Source organism: Chitinophaga sp. 10T418, assembly GCF_056394125.1.
The window spans coordinates 874323-894225 of sequence record NZ_JBFTHG010000002.1 but is presented as its reverse complement, the minus strand read 5'-3'; the positions used below and the strand labels follow the sequence as shown (position 1 = coordinate 894225).

The window sequence follows — 19903 nt, the reverse complement described above, 5'->3', positions numbered from 1 at the left end:
TATACGACAAAACTCGTGGTTGATTCTGGAGACAACCTGTAGTCTTTTTACCTAACACTAAATACCCCTTGCTTTTTTGAACCGCTTTTCTATATATTTACGTTTAAACCTTTTGGTGATTGATGCACTTGCCGGATACCGCGCTGCTGGAACGTATGCAGTTGCTGGATGATAAAGCTGCTTTTGATGAATTATATCACCGTTACTGGGAGAAATTGTACATCGCAGCTTACGCCCGACTGCAGAATGATGCAGACGCAAAAGATTGTTTGCAGGAAGTGTTTGTGGCCCTTTGGCATAAGAGAAAGGATATCGTGATCCGGCAGCAGCTGGATGCTTACCTTTTTATTTCGCTCAAATACCGTGTGCTCAATCATCTCCGCTATCACCACAACTACCAGAAACACCTGGATATTTTCGCAGATTTTCCAATGCCTGTTTTGCCTTCGGCAGATGACCACCTTTTTTTGACGGAAATACAGGCAGTCATTGCCGCTACAATCGCCGATATGCCGGAGAAAATGCAGGAAGTATATCTGCTGAGCCGGCGTGACGGACTATCGGTCCAGGAAACAGCCACCCGGTTGGGCATCTCCGGACAAACAGTAAAAAATCAGTTGACTACTGCACTGAAACGGCTGAAAGAGAAACTAAAGCAATACAAATAAAAAATATTTTCTCACCGTATAGTACCACCTTTTTACACAGGTGTCTTTACTACTACAAATGGTTAAAGCGTGGATGCTCAAGATAAAATAGCAAAGATCCTCCAACGGCTTGAAACCGGAACCTGTACTCCACAAGAACTGCAATGGCTGCAGGACTGGTATGAAAACCAGTCTGAACAACCTATGCATACATTCCGGGACGAAGCCCATAAGCAACAGCTGCAAACAGATATGTTACAACATATCCATGCAGAGCTGGAGCCGGTACAAGCGCCCACTGTACGGATGGGGTATCGCTGGCAGATCGCTGCGGCTGTACTGGCCGGAGTCATCGGGGCGTGCAGCTGGTGGTTTCTGGGCAACTGGCAGCCCCGCCATAAAATGATCATTGTGCAGGTGGCCACCGGGCAACAACAGGAAGTCGTATTGCCCGACAGCTCCCGTGTATGGCTTAACGCAGGGGCCAGAATGGAATATCCGCAGGAGTTTGGCAACGTGCGTATCGTGAAGCTGGATGGAGAAGGATTCTTTGACATAAAACAGGATGAGCAACATCCGTTTGAAGTGCATACGACAGAACTGAATGTGCAGGTACTCGGTACCTCCTTTGACGTAAAAGCTTACAGCACCCTTGATGAAACACAGGTAACCGTGAAAACAGGGATGGTGAAGGTGCTCCATGCACAAAAAGGACTCGATGTACTCAGTGCCAATGACCAACTCACATTCAGCCGGTCGGCACAGCAATACATGAAATCAAAAGCAGATAACCAACAGATAAATGAATGGGCCAACGGTATGATCAGCCTTTCACAGGTAGGTTTTGCAGAGTTGGCCCTCACACTGGAAAATCAATATGGTGTACATATCCGGTTTAACCCGGCAGAAATGAAACAGGACGAATATACACTGCGATGCAGCAAACAACTAACCATTACGCAGGTCCTGGACCTGGTAAGCAGCATACATCCTGTACAATATGATATAAAGGAAAAAGATATTACGATACACCGCAAAAGCTTTTAGCTATTAGCAGTTAGCTGTTAGTAAATGCGGCGGAGATAATCATATGTTGTTCTTCGCTGCATTTGCTAACAGCTAAGGGCCAAAGACTAACAGCTAAAATCCGCATACAAGGAGGATGCAACCAAAATAAATAGGATGGACATGGAAGCCATCCCTGCGATAGCTATGTCCGGTAAGCTTTTAGCAGTTAGCTATTAGCTATTAGTAAATGCAGCGGAGATAATCATATGTTGGTCTTCGCTGCATTTACTAATAGCTAAAGGCTAATAGCTAACAGCTAAAAAAAACCGCATCTGTTGGAGCAGACACGGTTTTAGAAAGTTATACAACAGTCAGGCAGTGATTTGCAGACACGCTTGATGACTGTTATATGCATTTAGTTAACACTAAAATCAACCAAATATATGCAAAAATCGCTTACGCTAACTTTTATACCAGGTCTTATGAGATGGAGCGTAATGGTCACTGTTTTTATACTGGGAGGCATTTCCCTCCTGTACGCTAATAACGGGTACAGCCAACTGTTACAGCAAGTCAGAGTGACAGAAAAATTTGAGAACGAATCCCTCGCTTCCTGCGTCAAAAAACTGGAATCGGGCTACCATCTTTCTTTTGGTTATGATAACCAGGAATTGGTACGCTACCAGGTAAAGAAATTGAAATTTGTAAACGAGCGGCTGGAAAAGGTATTACAGGCCCTGCTGGAAAATACGCCATTGAAGTATGTAGAAAAAAACGGCGTGCTGTTGATCGTGAAACAGGCCGCACCGCCTATCGTTAATTTGCAACAAACCGGTTCCGGTAAAATAAAAGGTATTGTCAAAGAAGGTGAACAGGGCCCACCAGTGCCAGGTGTTACCGTGAGAGTAACGGGTACAAAATATTATGCGGTCACCAATACAGAAGGAGGCTTCGAAATATCATTGCCCGCCGGCACTTATCACCTCACCTTTACTTCTATCGGCTACGGTGCAGAAGAGCTGAAGGTGGTGAAAGTATTGCCGGGAGTAGTGACATCAGCCATTGTGCATTTATTTATCACGGCATCGCGTTTAACCGAGGCCGTAGTCATTGGTTACGGTGTGCAGGAAAGACGCAGTCTGCTGGGAGCCGTGGCTACCTATGAAGCCAGCAGGGAATCCGGACAAATGCCACTGACCATTGATCAGGCCATGATCGGTAAACTCCCCGGCGTATTCATTGCCCCTTCCAGCGGCGTACCAGGAGCAGCTTCCAACATTACCATCCGTGGTATCAGCACCCTCAATACCAATGGTAACTCCCCGTTGATAGTGGTGGATGGTGTACCCATTTATGGAATTGATCCCAACCTGAATACTGTAGACTATAATAAAGGTAACTCCCCCGGATTCGCTTATGGCGGCAACCAGGTAGTAAATGAATACCGGCAGCCTACCACCTTTGAAAAAAATCCACTCGCTACCCTCAACCCGGATGACATTGAATCTGTGGAAGTATTGAAAGATGCCTATTCTACTGCCATATACGGCTCCCGCGGTTCCGCCGGCGTCATTCTTATCACTACCAAAAAAGGAACGAAAGGAAAAATGCGTGTAGACGTACAAGTGAGTACTTCGCTGAGTAAACCAAGGGAACTGCCCTCAATAATGACCGGTGATCAATACGCCGATTTTTATACAGAACTGTTCCGGCAAAAGGACTCTATCGGCAAGGCAACATCCGGTAACTGGTACACTCCACTTAATTATAAGTTTCCTAAAGGTAACAACACCAACTGGCTCAACGAAGTGATCCGCAATGCCTACGGCAACAATGCAGTAGTGTCGATGAGCGGAGGAACAGACAAGTCCAACTACTACGTGAGCCTCGGCTATAATAAAGAACAGGCTTATATTATTAACAACGATCTTACCCGCTACCAGGGCCGCGTGAACTTTGATAACCAGATGAGCAAATCCCTGAAAATAGGCGTGAGCATGACGTTGAATCAAACCACCAATAACGCACTCAGTGCGCAGAATGTATATCGCTCTGCGATTCAGAAAGCACCCAACATCGGTGTATACGACAGCATCGGAAAATACAACTGGCTGTATGGGAACAACCCTACCGGCCCGGAAGAGGTGTCAAACCCGGTAGGAGAAGCCCGTTCAGGTAAAAATTACAATACCGATAACCTCGTGCTGGGCAATGTTTTTGCTGATCTCAAACTACTGCCCTGGTTAAATGCACACTCCGATGTGGGAATAGACTGGATCAGCTCCCGTGCCTATGACCGCATCATTGACCGCCCTCAGACAATTGGTGGCTCAGCTACAGAAACGCAACAACAACTCCGTAAATGGGTTATCAACAACCGCCTGGATATTAATAAGGTCATAGGAAATGGACACGCCGTGAGTGCCATGCTGGGACAAAGCTTCGAGAAGTCGGTAGAAAATACCAACAGTGTAAGCGGCAAAGGTTTCCTGAACGATGACATGCTCAGTATTCTTACTGCCACCGACAAAAGAGTACAGAACTCTCTGCAACAGCAATGGGCACAGGTATCTTTCATGAGCCGCCTGAACTACGAATACAAACATAGATACATGGCTGGCGTTACCTACCGCCTGGATGGATCTTCCCGGTTCTCCGCCAATCACCGCTATGTAGGCTTCCCTTCCTTTGCAGCAGGATGGGCACTCAGTGAAGAAAGCTTCCTGAAAGGGAGCAAAGCTATTGAACAGCTGAAATTACGTGCCAGCGTAGGGTTTACCGGTAGTGACGGTGGCAACGGCTACTACGGTAACCAGGGCCAGTATGTGATCAATGTATACGGGGCTACTTACGGTAACACCCCTACGATCGACAATCTGCAACCCGCTAATCCTAACCTGCAATGGGAGCGCACCACCACCTGGAACATCGGCGCCGACTATAGTTTATGGAAGGGACGGATCAGTGGATCTGTCGATTACTATCGCCGCCAAACATCCAATGCCATCCTGCAATCTGCCCTGCCTTATTTCATGGGCTTCGAGCTGCAGCAGCAAAACCGTGCAGACCTCACCAATAAAGGCATTGAGTTTAGTATCAACAGCCAGAATATAGCGACGAAAAATTTTCACTGGAATACTACTTTTAATATTTCCGGCAACCGTAATACGGTGACCCGTTTGCATCAGATTGATGAAGAACAGCTGGCCGCACAGAATGAAATTACCGGCGGGCGCTTCTGGCGTGTAGGACATTCTGCAACCGCTTTTTATTTATATGACTGGGCCGGCGTGAACGCCAGCAACGGACAGCCACAATGGTCAGATAACAGCGGAAAGGTATCAGAAGTGCCTATACAAAAACAATATCCGGATGCACCCTATGTAAACCGGAAATATATGGGAGATGCCATGCCCGTTGTTTTTGGCGGATTAGGAAATACATTTACCTGGAAGGGATTTGAGCTGAATTGTTTCTTCTCTTTCTCCGCCGGTAATAAAATGTACAACGGTGCAAAAGCAGCCATGTATAGCTACCTGGGAAGTTCTTCTTTTGCCAATAATGTATACAACCTCTCTTCGGATTTGGTGAACTACTGGAAAACGCCTGGCCAGCAAACGGATATTCCTGCATTGATCAATGGTTCCAACTACTCACAGGTAGGCTTTGGTACCTCGTACGACTATACGCTGGACCGGAGAAGCTCCCGCTTCCTCGAAGATGCTTCTTTTGTAAAACTGCGTAGCCTCTTACTGGGGTACAATTTCAACGGTCAGCAACTGAAAGGCGCCAGAATATTTACCGCATTGAAATTGTATGCAGAAGTAAACAATCTCTTTATCCTGACGAAATATTCGGGCCTGGATCCGGAAGTGAGTGCATACGGCTCTTCTGCATTGAACATGGGATTTGATGAACTCACCATGCCTTCTCCACGTACCTGGAGAGTGGGTATTAAAGCATCTTTCTAACATTATAAACTGAGCTGGATATGAAAAAATACAAATACCATATAAGCCTGTTTACGTTGCTGCTGGTGATGAGCGCCTGCAACAAACAACTGGAGCTGAAGCCGGAAGGCACCATGGTAGAATCAGAGTTATTGAAAAATGAACAAACTACGGAAAGCTACCTCGGAAGCACTTATCTGGCTTTGATGAATGCCGTGGCAGGAGACAATTACCTGGTGGGAGATGAGACCGCAGGTATCACAAGTACCTTCGATCAGAATATCATCAAAGGGACTATGGACCCACGCGATGATCGATATGCAGCCATCTGGTCCAGGCCTTATGCGGCCATTAACCAATGCAATGTGATCATTTCCCAGTTGCCCAAATATGCGAAGTTCGATAAAAGTAAACAGGCCATATTTATTGCGGAAGCGAGGTTTATACGCGCTTATTGCTATATGGCCTTGCTACGGCTCTATGGTGATGGCGCATTACAGGGGAAATCCGGCAATATGGGCGTGCCGTTGCGACTGGAACCCTTTGATGGATACGATGGTTCTCAGGATGTAGCGAGGGCTACTAACGGAGAAGTTTATACGCAGATACTGAAAGACCTGGATGCTGCTATTCAGGACCTGCCAGTCAACCGCGGTGATGCACTCAGTCAGGGTAGCAGAGCTACCAGAGGGGCTGCCAACGCCCTGGCGGCCAGGGTTTGTTTGTATAGCCAGGCATACGATAAAGCGGCAGTATATGCACAGGCAGTCGTGAGTACCAATACATATCATCTGCAACCCGCTTTCTGGGACCTGTGGCCGGATAATTATGCTACCAGCGCAGGAAGCTATCCACTGAACAGTGAAATGTTGTTTGCCCTGCCGGAAAGCTTCAACAAAACGGCACGGCCCAATGATAACAACGGTATTTACTATGTATATGGTTTCAGCAACCCGTTACCGGATTTTCTGAATACCTATACAGCCGGCGATGAGCGCAGGGATAGCCTGATGCTGTATCATCACCCGGTAATGCGTAAGTTCACGGATCAGAATATCCGCGATAACGTACCCCTGATCCGTTTACCGGAAGTAATGCTCACACTGGCAGAAGCCCTGGCGCATACCAAAGGAGTGAACAACGCTTCCATTGATTTACTGAATACGATATACGCCCGCGCCTACACGAAAAAGGGCGTACCAAAAGTATATACCGCTGCTGACTTTGCCACACCGGCTGCATTGGTAACCAGGATATTGCAGGAACGGCGGTGGGAGCTGGCCTTTGAAGGGTTTGCCCGATTTGACGCCATCCGCAACAACACGGCACCTAACCCGGCATTGCCTGCCAGCCGCTATGCATGGCCCATACCGCAACACGAAATAGATATCACAAAAGGCCTGATTAAACAAAATACAGGCTATTAATCATCATACTGGAAACTCAAATAGAAGCAAATGAAAAAAATCATCACCGTCATTTCAGGAACTATGATCTGTATCGGTAGCTATGCCCAAACCCAGCAGCAGATTGTACTGCAGGGAACCATTACGGGGGATCTGAAAGGACATAACAAAATGTATATCTACTCACGTACCTATTCTGATTCTGCTGTCATAGACAAGGGGCGCTATACTCTTCATATTCCTTTCAAAGAGCCGGTGTTTCTCATGCTGGTGCCGGAATATGTACTGGCAGAGCGACAAATGTATTCTCCCTTTGGAATCCTGATGGATAAACCCGTTACCTATACCGTCACCACCGATGTGGCAAAAGGGATGAGCGCTTCTGTTGTAAAAGGCTCCGAAGCAGTAGAAGTATTACAGGCCTATGGTAAACAAAAAACCGCTGCATGGAATAGCATCACCGAAGAATTGAAGAAAGAATACGGTAAGCCATGGATGGAGGAAACGCATCCGCGCTACGCAGCATTTGAAGCAAAACAAAAAGCCCTGCAGCAGAAATACATGGTTCCACTACTGCAAAAACTGGTAAAAGACCATTCTAACTCCTATGCGGCAGTATTCAGCTTGGGAGAGGCACGGGAGCTAATGAGTCCCGAGCAACAGGAACGACTATACGCTGGTTTATCTCCCGAAATGAAAAAGACAAAGGAGGCCAAAGAATTTCAGCAGTTTACACAAGGGATCAGGAACTCGGCCGTAGGGAAAAAGGTAAATGATTTTACCCTGTCCGATGAAAAAGATCAGTCGCTCGCTTTCAACAACTTCAAAGGAAAATATGTACTGATAGACTTCTGGGCCAGCTGGTGCAGTCCCTGCCGGCAGTCGTTTCCGCATATGCGTGAGGTGTACCAACAGTACAAAGATCAGAACTTCGAGATCTACAGCATCTCCATCGATAAAAGCAAAGCCGACTGGCTGAAAGCAGTGGCGCAGGAAAATAATCCATGGAAACAGGCATTGGACAATATCAACATTGCAGGTAGCGGTTTCGCTATCACAGGAGTACCCACTACCTACCTGATCAGTCCTGAAGGCACTATCCTGATGAAGGAAGTAGGCTTTAATCCGGATGGCAGCGGCGAAATAGAAAAGAAGCTGGCAGCGCTTTTTGGCGGCAAAGTAAAGGCCGCTGAAAAACCAGCGAAAGAAGAAGGCAAGGTGATAGAAGCCATGCCGATGGTGCCCATACAATAATTCATCTTTTTAAAACATACACTTTCAAATGAATAAGTACCAAAACAACATCACTGGTATGCTGTTGCTGGTGGCGGGAATTACCTCCTCCGCCTCCGCACAGCAGGCAAAGAAGTTCATTACGGTGAGCGGTAAAATCAAGTTCCCGCCTTCGGCAGAACAACAGGAAAAATTCCCCTTCCGTGTACAGAAACAGGTGGGCGATGACCGCGTAACCATAGATACCATTCATCTGAAAGCAGATGGTACCTATAGTATTAAAATAGACGCCACCCGCCCACAGTTCTATGTCCTCAACGAGTTTGAAGAAGACAGGCTCACCATCTGGGCGGGTAAAGACAACCTGAAAATTGATTTCCGGGGCGAAGACACGGCAGTGATGAAAATAAAGAATCCGCCCTACGTATTTATTGAAGGGAGCAAGGAAAATGACCTGATCAATGAGGTGAATTTTATCAATCACCGCAACTATCAGAACATGATTGAAGTTGGACAGTTGCAATACAAAGCTTCCCTGGCAAAAGATACTGCGTTGGAACGGGCCCTGGGTGAGCAATTCAACTGGTTGTCTAATGATATGGGGGAACGTATTAAATTGCTGGTGAAAATGAATCAGCATACACCCGTACTGATGTATGCGCTGGATTTCCTGCATCCCACCAAGGATAAAGCCCTGATACTGTCTGAAATAACGCGCTTATCAAAAGAATACCCCTGGCTGGCAGAAGCTAAACAAAAGAGAATCGATATGGCCAACGCGGAAGCCATTGCAAAGAAAACCGGGATAGGCGCTGTAGCCATGGATTTCACGCAGAATAATACCGCTGGTAAAGCAGTTAAACTATCTGACTATCGCGGTAAATATGTATTGCTGGACTTCTGGGCCAGTTGGTGTGGTCCTTGCCGTGCGGAAAATCCCAACGTGCTGGATAACTACGAAAAGTACCACAGCAAAGGATTAGAGATCCTCGGTGTATCACTGGATGATAAAAAGGATGCCTGGCTGAAAGCTATTAAGGACGATGGGTTGGAATGGGCACACGTCAGTGATCTCAAAGGCTGGAAAAATGACGTGGCAAAAGAATACAACATCCGCGCCGTTCCCAGCAACTTTTTAATTGATAAAGAAGGGAAAATTGTAGCCGTAGACCTGCGTGGAGAAGAGTTGACACAAAGGCTGGCAGAAATTTTTGGTAAGTAAATAGAATCACCTGTAATGTTAGATGTTATGAAAAAAGTATGGACACTGTTGTTAATCTGCTGTAGCACGGCTGCTATGGCTCAAATGCAAGCTGCTCAAAAAATCATTCCGGATTATACGCACGAAACAGTCATTAAGGCGCCGACCATAAAAATATGGCGCACCATCCGTAACCTGCCACTGGTAAAGGATTATTCCAATGGTACCATCAAAGACGTACAGATCATTACGGAAGGGGAGAACCACTACCGCGATATCACGTTTACGGATAATCGGAAACGCCGCGATATCATTGACCAGGTGCATGAGTCATACAAGTTTTTTGTGTTCAGTATCGTGTCTCCTTTACCTGCCGGTATTACCCATGCTACGGTAACAGCCCTCGTAGAATCCGTACCCGACAAGGATGATACATCTGTAGTAAGATGGGGTGTTGTGCTGGAAGGCGATAAGAAAAGCCGCAAACCGCTGGTAGACACGCTTTCTGCTGAGATAGCCAGCTACGAAGCCGGTCTGAAGAAGCTGCTGGAATAAATACAGGTCACGGATTTTTTCTGGCTCACTTTAATAGGGGGCCCAAAAAAATCCGTGTATCTTTGCGCCTTACAAAAAAAGGCATTATGACCCGGCAGCACAAAACATTTCTTTTTGACCTGAATGGCACCATGATCAATGATATGGAATATCACCTGGAAGGATGGTATAACATGTTGAACAAGCTGGGTGCCAATCTCCCGCGGGAAATAGTCAAGAGCCATATGTATGGCAAAAATGAAGAATTACTGGTACGTGTTTTTGGTAAAGATCACTTTACCGCACAACAGATGCACGACATCGCCCACGAGAAAGAAGTCCTGTACCAGGAAGCATTTCGCCCCCACCTGGAGTTGATAGCCGGTCTGCCAGCTTTCCTGGAAAAGGCCGCCGTCCACCATATTCCCATGGCCATAGGCTCTGCCGCCAACACTTTCAACATCAATTATGTATTGGATAACCTGGACATACGCCGTTACCTGAAAGCGATAGTAAGTGCGGATGACGTAACCACCAGCAAGCCCAACCCGGAGGTATTCCTCAAATGTGCTACCCTGCTGGGTGTTGCGCCGGCCGATTGCATTGTGTTTGAAGATGCGCCCAAAGGAGTAGAAGCCGCTTTAAATGCAGGGATGCAGGCAGTAGTGCTAACCACCATGCATACACGGGAAGAGTTTGCGCAATACGATAATATCATCGCTTTTGTAGCGGATTACACTGATCCGGTGTTGCAACAGCTGTTTGTATAAATACGGAATATTGCAATATAATTTCCTAATGTCAGCAGGGTACCATAAATTGCCGGGTTATATAAATATATTGCTGGTATGACACGTTATACAGGGCAATCAAGAATGCTGGTAGCAGTTGATTGCATCATTTTCGGTTTTGATGGGGAAGAGTTGAAGCTGTTGCTGATCAAACGCGGATTTGAGCCGCAGAAAAATAAATGGAGCCTGATGGGCGGCTTTGTGCAGGGAGATGAGAGTTTTGAAACCGCCGCGGCCCGTGTATTAAACAAACTGACCGGCCTGGAAGGAGTATACATGGAACAGTTATTTGCCTTTGGTGAACCTGCCCGGGACCCCGTAGAGCGTACTATATCTATTACCTACTTTGCCCTGATAGACATCAACAAATTTAAACTACAGATAAGCGATGAATACCACGCAGAGTGGATTTCGCTGGATAAGCTGCCAGACCTCATCTTCGACCATACTGATATGGTGAAGATGGCCCAGGAAAAGCTCCGCTATAAAGCCGCCATACACCCCATTCTGTTTGAACTGCTACCCCTGAAATTTACCATCCCGCAATTACAGCTACTCTACGAAGCCGTATATGACGTCACCTTCGATAAACGTAATTTCAGCCGCAAAGTATTGTCGACCGGACTGCTGATCAAGCAGAAAGATAAAGACAGACTAAGCTCCAAACGTGGCGCTTTCTACTTTAAGCTGGACAAACGTAAATACAACGCTAAGTTTAATGCTTTCCTGAATTTTGTAACAGATCCGGGAAATCTGAGGTGAGGATAGCGGTTAGCCATTAGCTTTTAGCTTTTAGCAAAATGCAGCGGAGAACATATTATATATGTTTATCTCCGCTGCATTTTGCTAAAAGCTAAAAGCTAATGGCTAACCGCTACCCCGATCCATATCCTTCCGCTTACCGGCGTGTAATTCAACATCAAATTCCCCTGACTTTCCGGCCCCATCTGCGCAGCATCCTGGAACTTGGTGCCTATAGGGGCTATGGCACTCATAAAGCCGATATCGCCTTCCGGAAACGCCGGATTGGTGTTGTCGTTACTGGCTCCTTTGGGCGGCTGCGGGTGGAATACCTGCAGAAACGTACCCTCGTTGCCGGTATAAAAGGTCAGGTTGGCTTCCGTGGTATGAAAGGTTGCCCGGTATACATTGGCATGATAGCCCTTAAATTCAGGATACTCCCAGCTTTCACCGGTAACAGTATTGTTATAGGCCTTGTACCAGCTGCCAAACTGCTGCCCCTGTAACCTGTTTTTCCATACCCGGTAAGGCCCCTCGCCAATCCAGCTGAGGCCCTTTACTTTTTCTTCCGGATAGCGGAAAGTAATGCCGGTAAAGAGCGTTTCCCCTTTTATGCTATAGCTGTAGTCCAGCTGCACCGGCAACCCACCCGGCCTGAAAATCCATGTTAGCTGCAGGAAGCCATTACCTTCATACTTTACGGTGAGACTACCACCACCATGCGCTTTATCTTCCTGCCAGTTGAATTGCTTCAGCTCCTGCTTCACACCCGCCAGAACCGGGCCACCACCAAGTGAAATCTTTCCTTTAGGAGTGGTGAGCTGCAACAGCTGCCCGGAGCTACGGCTGAAATAGTACGCCTCATGTACGTTATCAATGATCATGGTATCTCCACTGTTGGCTACGGTGATACCCTGTTGAAGGGAAGACACGAAGCTATTGGGCGCTTTCGCAGGTGATTGCAATGGCCAGCTTCGGGTAATAATTTCCCGGCCATAAGGGTCCCAGGCAGTTACATAAAGTACATCCGCCTGTTGCCATCCGCCAGGTAGTGCTAACTGCAGAAAGCCTTTGGTATGAGGTGCCAGGTCAGGTGATGGAATAATACCTGCTGCAATGGTATCTGCTTTAGTATTTTTTCCGGGAGATGGGAACCGCAGCAACTGCCACCTGAACTGGCACAGGGCCAGGGAAGTGTAGTCATAACGGTTTTCTATCGGTATCTGGCCGTTGAATCTGCCGGATATAACGGGCAGGGCTATATGTACAGGCGACCAGGTAGATTTGATTGCATAAAAGCTGCCTTCTTTTTCCCGGTGTGGCCCCACAATACCGTCTGGCGCATGATTCCCGTCGGTATCTATGATGCCGTTCTTGTCAGTACGCACCAGGCCTTCATCGGCGAATGCCCAGAGGAAGCCGCCTGCACAGCGGGGATGCTGCAACATCCGCTCCCAGAAATCAGGTAAACCAGCGCCCATACCACCATCATACAATCCGTGCATGAATTCTGTAGGCATCAGAATATCGGAGTCGTATAAACTGGAATTAACCACGTAGTTGAAGTTGGGATAGTGTTTGGTGTCCAAACCATTGTACCGCTCCCAGGGATGCAGTACAGGCCGCTGTTGCGGATCGTATAAAGCGTAGTCGCCGTCCAGTGCACGGTTAAAGCCGCCTTCATTGCCATTGTCCCAGAAAATAACAGAAGGATGGTTTACATCTCTTTCCACGAGCTCCCGCACCAGCCTGCGTCCTACCACCGTGTCATAGGCTGCCTGCCAGCCGGTAAGTTCATCCAGTACAAACAATCCCAGTGAATCACATACTTCCAGGAAATGCTCATCCGGCGGATAATGCGACATCCGCACGGCATTCATATTCATATCCTTCATAAGGTTTACATCCAGTATGCTGATGTCCTTACTCAGCGTACGACCGGATTCCGGCCAGGCACTGTGACGGTTCACCCCCTTCAGCATGACTTTGGTATCATTTACGTATATGCCATCCCGTTTCCTGATTTCAATGGTCCGGAATCCAAACGGCTGTGTTACCTGGTGAATAACATGGTTGCCGTTTTTAATCTGCACTACCATCCGGTAACGATGTGGGAACTCTGCACTCCAGGTAGCCGGGTGAGCAACAGACTGTTGCAGCGTATAGGTTTGCTCGTTAGTGGCGGCAATACTAACCGCCTCTTGTACAGCCTCACCCTCCATCGTAAATACCTGTGCACTGAGTGAATAGCCTTTCGGCAGTTGGTTTGTAAAAGTCTGTACCCAAAAATCGCCGTTTGCGGTGGCATTGATAGCGATCCTGTCTATATGAACCAACGGCTTCACTTCCAGGTAAACGGGCCGGTAAATGCCTCCAAGTACCCAAAAGTCGCCATTACGTTCGGCCCTGTTCACGCCTGCATTGGCCGACGTCTTACTGACCTTTACTTCCAGCACGTTGCTGCCGTTACGCAATAAAGAGCTGATGTCATATTTGAACCGGTAAAAGCCACCTTGATGTATAGCGCCGGCCAGCCGTCCGTTGACTTTTACTTCGGCATCCGTCATTACACCATCGAAAACAATATTTACCTGTTGCTGCCGCCAATTAGCCGGAGCAGCAAAACGATAACGGTAAGTGCCCTGTTCATCTGCCTTTACTTTATCATGGCCATAATTATAGCCGCCGAAACCCTGTTGCTCCCAGTTGGAGGGAACCGGGATGGTGGTCCATTTACCACTGCGCTGCCCGCCGGAACAATAAAAGTCCCAGTTGATGGTATGGTCTTTATCAGTGCCTGAAAGATAGATACGTTGGGATTCCTGTGCAAACACTGCGTGCAGACATAACATGCCTCCAAGCAGCAACCATATTCTTGCTGACATAACCGGAATTTTAAAATGCTTTTAAAAGTAAAAAAGAAATAGGGGATATTTCTAAAAATAGGATAAATGGAGCAGCGTTAATTGTCAGACAGACAATATGATATTGTCGGAAAGGACATAAAAAATCCCGGCAGSTTCATGCTACCGGGACTGCTTATAAAGATAGTGGTTATTACAAGCGGAAACATTTCAGCATTTTCGCATGGATCTCATTATTCTCGTACACACCACGGAAAAGGTTGGAATTAGGGCCGTAGGCAAATACCATCACAGGAATACCTGTGTGGTCATTGGTGGCAAAGTGTCCACGTAAGGTGCCTTTGGCAATATCGCCATCCATCAGTGCAAGACCGCTGGTTTCGTGATCGGCAGTAACGATCACGGTGGTTTGTTTATCCTGATCAGCAAATCGCAATGCTTCACCGATGGCATCATCAAAGTCCAGCATTTCACGTACCAGGTAATCCAGGTCATTGAAGTGGCCACCATGATCTATGCGGGAACCTTCTACCATTAAGAAGAAACCTTTGCCGGAGGCATTCAGCTGTTGCAGTGCCTTCTTCAGCGCTGTTTTCAGATAATTGCCACGGCCATTGCGCATAGAAGTAACTACTTTATCACTCAGAATAACCAGGGTGCGGTTTTTCGTAGCAGCGTTCCAGTTATCCAGGTTGTCGTATATCTGTATGCCTGAACCAGCTAACTGGGAGCCGAAATCTTTATTCAGTTCTTCTCTGCCACCGCCTACAGCCAGTTGCAGATTGCTGTCAAGCAATTGCTTGTTCAGCGTGTAGGTGCTGTCCCTGTCTGGTGTATGACCATAAAAAGACGCAGGAGTAGCGCCGGTAATTTCTTCCGTTACAATCACACCACTCTGAATGCCTTTAGGGGCCAGTATTTCAGGGAGTACGGGGATGGCTACATAGGTATTGTCCATTCCTATAGCCCGGTTATGGGTTTTGGAACCGGTACCCAGGGCAGAACCACCAGCGGCGGAATCGGTGTGGTAGTTATCGGTAGACTGGGTCTTGGATAAACCCAGTTGTTTCATCTGGAAAATGTTGAGCGCTCCTTTGTTGCCGGTATAACCCGCAAACATTTCCGCCAAACCGGTACCATCGCCGATAAACAGGATTACATTTTTGGAACGCACCTGCGTGGCATCAGATACATAAGTAGGTGTATACACCGGATGCACCGGCATATTAGCTGCCGTGTTACGGGTCGTATTATGCATAACATCGTACAACTCTTCCGGATGATCGGTACCAATCCAGTCTACGCCCAGGTCCATTAGTTTATAATAGGTAGACCTGCTGGAGGGGGCGCCCCAGAAACGGAACGCATATCCGCGTTGATGTACCTGATCTACTACCTCTGTCACTTTTTTCAATTCTGCCGGTACCAGGGTTCCTTTACCATTCCAGCTGCTATAGTTATGAAAGTCTACGCTCAGCATAGCAATACGGGACTGTAACGCCGCCGGATACACGCTGTCGGGTCTGCCATCAAAAAAGAAGATAGGGTCAAACTTAGACCATTCCGTTATCGATGGCAGGTTACCTGATATTACCAGCTTCACAGCGGAAGGGTTGGTGCTTCTGTCGAAATATTGCCGGTAGGGCAGCAGTAAATCCTGCAATGCCTGCAGGGTAGGAGAGCCTTCGGTTTTAATATCTATCAGCAACTGCATCGGCGTGTTTTCTGCATACGGTTTGCCGTTATACAGGGCAAACTGACGTAGCACCGGCTGCAGGTACATTTCTTTAAAAGTGCGGAAAGACTGTATGGCACTGGCGTCGTGTGCTACATATAAGATACCGTCTCTCAGGTGTACATCTGCCTCAATAGAACCAAATTGTAAAGATGCTGCTGCATAAAAAGGAGTAGCCCGCTCATAGTCGTTATGAGAATGCGCTGCCGCCATGGTATACTGTCTTATTTGTGCATTTGCACTGGCTGCCAGCAACACGCCTGACAAAATGGAAACAAAATTCTTCATTGTATAGTAGTATGTTCGAAAATGCTGTTTTTTCTGGTAAAAAATAAATGCCGTTGATTTTAAAGGGGCAAAGGTAGCTACAATCATACCTCGTATCCCTACCGGGTATCTTTATCTTTATGTTAATAAAATCGATTTAGTTATAGCTTCAGGGAGCCAAGATATATTTTTTTGCCGGCAAAAGAAAAGTATTGAATACAGGAGGTGGAAAAGCGGTAAGGAATAGTGAAAATTACAGGTTAAACGTTGTTGACAGGAAACAATCAGAGAGTAGGCCAGTTTTGAACCAGTTCTTTCAGCAGGTTTTGTCCTTCCAGCCATTCGCCCAAGCCGGATTCGCTGTTAATATGGCCTTTGGCACCGGTATTGACAAAACGGCTGCCCCATTGGCTGGCAAAAAAAGCAGCTCTTTCCAGGGAGCAGTAGGTATCATTGGTACTGGCCACAATAATACTTTCAAAAGGCAACTTCACTAAAGGAATAGGCGTAAAGCCTACGGCTGCTGCCGGAAATCCTGGTCGCTCTGCATCTGCCGGCGCTACCAGTAATGCCCCCGTAATCTTACTTTTACTCTGTCTGGCCCAATGTACCAACGCGATACAGGCGAGACTATGAGCGGCAATGACTACCTGCGGCCCTGCAGCTTTAACAGCTTTCTCTATTTGTGCTACCCAGCGTTCGCAAACCGGCGCATCCCAGTCGGTCTGCTCGATTCGCTTTGTTCCGGGTATAGATTGTTCCCATAGGGTTTGCCAGTGTAATGGACCAGAGCTTCCCAGCCCCGGCGCGGTCAGAACTTTAATTTCCATGACATAGTCGCATTGTGTCTTGAAAGATAGGAAAAAGAATGACGAATTACGAATTATGAATTACGGATCACACCTGACGGATTTGTTCGGATATCGGTGAGGATGAGGTACTCATAAAATAGCCGGAGCTAAAAAGCACCGGCAACAGGTAACAACCAAAACAGCATTGATTAATACTGAGTCTCTTAATTATTTATAATTATTCGCATAGATCATCTTTCAAAAAATTGTAAAGAGAGCGCTGCGTTAATCTTCTCACAAATCCGTAATTCATAATTTCTAATTGGTAATTCAAAAAAAATCCCGGCGGGAAACTCCCGCCGGGGGCCATAAGTGGATTTTTAAAATATAAAACCTTTCCGCTTGAACATCCAGATATTACGCCAGCCATCGCCTTGTTGCACCAGCGTCAACTCATTTTCATTCAGCTTAACAATATTATAGGCAACGTTATTGCCCCAACTGATATCGGCGCCGTTGATCTTTATTTTTTTTGTCAGTGTATCTAATGAAAAGAAGCCACTGGAGGTAACGCCCTTATGGGTAATTGCAAAATGTGCATTCCCGTTAAGATCGAACTTCATCTCATCATCAATCACTCCCTGCGTTTTCAGGCCGGCGGCACCTACGGTGTACCATGCTGGTTTATCGGCATCGCCAGGGCCATTGCCAAAGCAATAGCCGGTCGGTACATCTACTGCCCATACCCAGGTTTTACCCGCTGCACTGTTGGATAGCAGATCGTATAATTTGCTGGAAAAGAATTTCGGATCATTCTCGCTGATCTTCACTTTTACAGAATCTGTTTTCGGACCTCCAGTGCCATAGGCGGAGTATTTAATATAGAAATCACCTGCAAAAGGTAATATTACCACCGCTTTGGTTTCTTTGGTTACACCAAAACCATAATCCCAGAAAGGAATCACGCCTTTTGTTTTGCTCTCCAATGTTACCTGGTTATCATAGCCGGGTGTTTGCATTACGGAGAAATCCAGTTGTATGCCAGCCGGATCAGCAGGCTTAACACGGTCTTCGTAAGGACTGCAGGCATTGAAAAATACGGCTGTTAATCCCAGTAAAAATATATGCAGACGTTTCATTTTCTTAATTTTTAAAGTGAACAATATCACCATCCGGTGTTTTGTTTAAGCGTACCGTTAGATAGATTGATCTGTGTTTCCGGAATGGAAAACAGTCCACCTGTTTCACTGCGGAAATTGATATTGAATGCCGGATTAGAAGAGGTGTTATCAATTGCCTGCTTCGCTGCAGTTGTTCCCTGTCGTAACAGATCCCAATAGCGCTGCCCTTCCAGAGAAAGCTCCAGTCTGCGCTCTTGCATGATCTGGGCTTTATTGCTCAGCGTGATACGATGGGTTTGATCACCAAATGCACGGTCACGTACGCGATCCAGGTATCCTTGTGCCTTACCAGCATTGCTTGCCAGGTTAAGCTCTGCACCCATCAGCAATACGTCAGCAAAACGGATCACCATATAATTGTCGAAATTGTCCCACTGGAAACTACCACCCAGGTCATCGGCATTCTTATCTTTTAAAGGAGTATATTTTTTACAGTAGAAGCCCGTATACTGTGCCTGATCGCCTATTACGAAGGTGTTTCCAAATCCTTCCCCCACAATTGAAATGACGGAAGCACTTTGCCTGCTGTCACCGGGAGCGAAGGAATGGTACAGGGCTTCATTTACAGTAGCGCCGCCCCATCCTTTATAATATGGCGCCAGCACCTGGCTGCGGATACCTATCATTACCTGCATACGGTTACCGTTTTGCTGGCTTTGATCACCTAACCCAAGGTAGGTATACTGTATGGTAAAAATGCCTTCCTGGTTGTTTTGCCCGGCATAGGCGGCGGTACTTTCCGCAGATGCCCTGAACAGGTTTTGATATTTAGGTACCAGGCTATAACCGCTGTTATTGATCACATCTTCTATCGCCGCAACAGCATCCGCTTGTGTAACGATGCCGGCAATATCAGGCTTGTTGTAATACCCTGTATAGTAAAGAAATACCCGCCCCAGCAGGGCTTCTGCAGCCCATTTGGTTGCCCTGCCATTTTCAGCAGCCGGAATACTGCTGTAGGGGGTAGGCGCCAGATCAGCTGCCGCCTGTTTAAGATCGTTTGCGATCAGCATGTACACACTGTCCGGACTGGATTGTGGAATATTATAATTGCCTGGCTCCAGTGGTGCTGTCAGCAAGGGTACATGACCAAACATCCGCACCAGGTCAAAGTAAAAGTAAGCGCGCAGGAAATGTGCTTCTGCGATGTAACGCTTTTTCGTAGCGTCGTCACCGTTAAAATTAACATTCCCCACTTTTTGTAAAAACTTATTAGCACGGTAAATGCCGGCATAATATTTCGTCCAGGCATTACTGTTGAGGTCATTCATCTTCAAACTCTTATCCCATTGACTCCAACCATTATCAGAAGTACCACCACCGCCAAAACAGTCGTCTGACGCAATTTCAGAAGTCAGGGCAATGTTACCGTAACCATCCCAGTTTAATACACTGTATGCGGAAACCAACGCCTGGAAAGCATCTGAAGGTGTTTTGTAGAAGCCCTCTTCTGTAACCGCGTCTACAGGTAATGTTTCCAGGAAACTTTTAGAACAGGAAGTGATCAACCCGGTGATTAGTATTGCTGCAAATATTTTCTTCATGATTGCCGGA

At 46.8% G+C, this 19903-nt stretch carries 14 protein-coding genes; 9 read left to right on the top strand and 5 right to left on the bottom strand.

The annotated features are described in order from the left end of the window. Positions 1-122: 122 nt before the first annotated feature. The 9 genes from AC1DCV_RS07945 (at position 123) to AC1DCV_RS07905 (ending at position 11532) form a co-directional block, all read left to right on the top strand. Positions 123-668 (top strand): RNA polymerase sigma factor, encoded by a 546-nt coding sequence (locus AC1DCV_RS07945; RefSeq protein WP_477022750.1) that lies wholly within the window; start codon positions 123-125, stop codon positions 666-668. Between the two features lie 69 nt (positions 669-737). After that, positions 738-1694: a FecR family protein gene (locus tag AC1DCV_RS07940; protein WP_477022685.1), complete on the top strand. Its 957-nt coding sequence runs from the start codon at positions 738-740 to the stop codon at positions 1692-1694. A 443-nt stretch (positions 1695-2137) separates the two neighbouring features. Beyond that, entirely contained in the window at positions 2138-5626 is a 3489-nt protein-coding gene (locus AC1DCV_RS07935; protein ID WP_477022684.1) for a SusC/RagA family TonB-linked outer membrane protein, read from the top strand. Between the two features lie 20 nt (positions 5627-5646). After that, positions 5647-7032, top strand: a complete 1386-nt coding sequence (locus AC1DCV_RS07930; protein ID WP_477022683.1) for a RagB/SusD family nutrient uptake outer membrane protein — start codon at positions 5647-5649, stop codon at positions 7030-7032. Between the two features lie 30 nt (positions 7033-7062). Further along, positions 7063-8265, top strand: a complete 1203-nt coding sequence (locus AC1DCV_RS07925; protein ID WP_477022682.1) for a TlpA family protein disulfide reductase — start codon at positions 7063-7065, stop codon at positions 8263-8265. Positions 8266-8293: 28 nt separating this feature from the next. After that, the gene (locus AC1DCV_RS07920) at positions 8294-9466 is read left to right on the top strand and encodes a redoxin domain-containing protein (RefSeq protein WP_477022681.1); all 1173 of its coding nucleotides are present in this window, start codon (positions 8294-8296) and stop codon (positions 9464-9466) included. A 27-nt stretch (positions 9467-9493) separates the two neighbouring features. Then, a complete protein-coding gene (locus AC1DCV_RS07915) occupies positions 9494-10000 on the top strand; it encodes a hypothetical protein (RefSeq protein WP_477022680.1) in 507 nt (168 codons plus the stop codon). An 86-nt stretch (positions 10001-10086) separates the two neighbouring features. After that, positions 10087-10749 carry an HAD family hydrolase gene (locus AC1DCV_RS07910; RefSeq protein WP_477022679.1) on the top strand — a complete coding sequence of 221 codons (663 nt, stop codon included), beginning with the start codon at positions 10087-10089 and terminating at the stop codon, positions 10747-10749. Positions 10750-10827: 78 nt separating this feature from the next. After that, positions 10828-11532, top strand: a complete 705-nt coding sequence (locus tag AC1DCV_RS07905) for an NUDIX hydrolase (RefSeq protein WP_477022678.1) — start codon at positions 10828-10830, stop codon at positions 11530-11532. Between the two features lie 98 nt (positions 11533-11630). Here AC1DCV_RS07905 and AC1DCV_RS07900 read toward each other — a convergent pair whose 3' ends face one another. From AC1DCV_RS07900 to AC1DCV_RS07880, 5 genes are all read right to left on the bottom strand, one after another. Further along, complete coding sequence (locus tag AC1DCV_RS07900) at positions 11631-14396, bottom strand: glycoside hydrolase family 2 protein (RefSeq protein ID WP_477022677.1); 2766 nt, start codon at positions 14394-14396, stop codon at positions 11631-11633. 172 nt (positions 14397-14568) lie between these two features. Further along, positions 14569-16398 (bottom strand): alkaline phosphatase, encoded by a 1830-nt coding sequence (locus AC1DCV_RS07895; protein ID WP_477022676.1) that lies wholly within the window; start codon positions 16396-16398, stop codon positions 14569-14571. Positions 16399-16661: 263 nt separating this feature from the next. Next, a complete protein-coding gene (locus tag AC1DCV_RS07890) occupies positions 16662-17207 on the bottom strand; it encodes an RBBP9/YdeN family alpha/beta hydrolase (protein WP_477022675.1) in 546 nt (181 codons plus the stop codon). Positions 17208-17548: 341 nt separating this feature from the next. After that, a complete protein-coding gene (locus tag AC1DCV_RS07885) occupies positions 17549-18307 on the bottom strand; it encodes a hypothetical protein (protein WP_477022674.1) in 759 nt (252 codons plus the stop codon). A gap of 26 nt (positions 18308-18333) precedes the next feature. After that, the gene (locus AC1DCV_RS07880) at positions 18334-19893 is read right to left on the bottom strand and encodes a RagB/SusD family nutrient uptake outer membrane protein (RefSeq protein ID WP_477022673.1); all 1560 of its coding nucleotides are present in this window, start codon (positions 19891-19893) and stop codon (positions 18334-18336) included. Between the last annotated feature and the right edge of the window lie 10 nt (positions 19894-19903).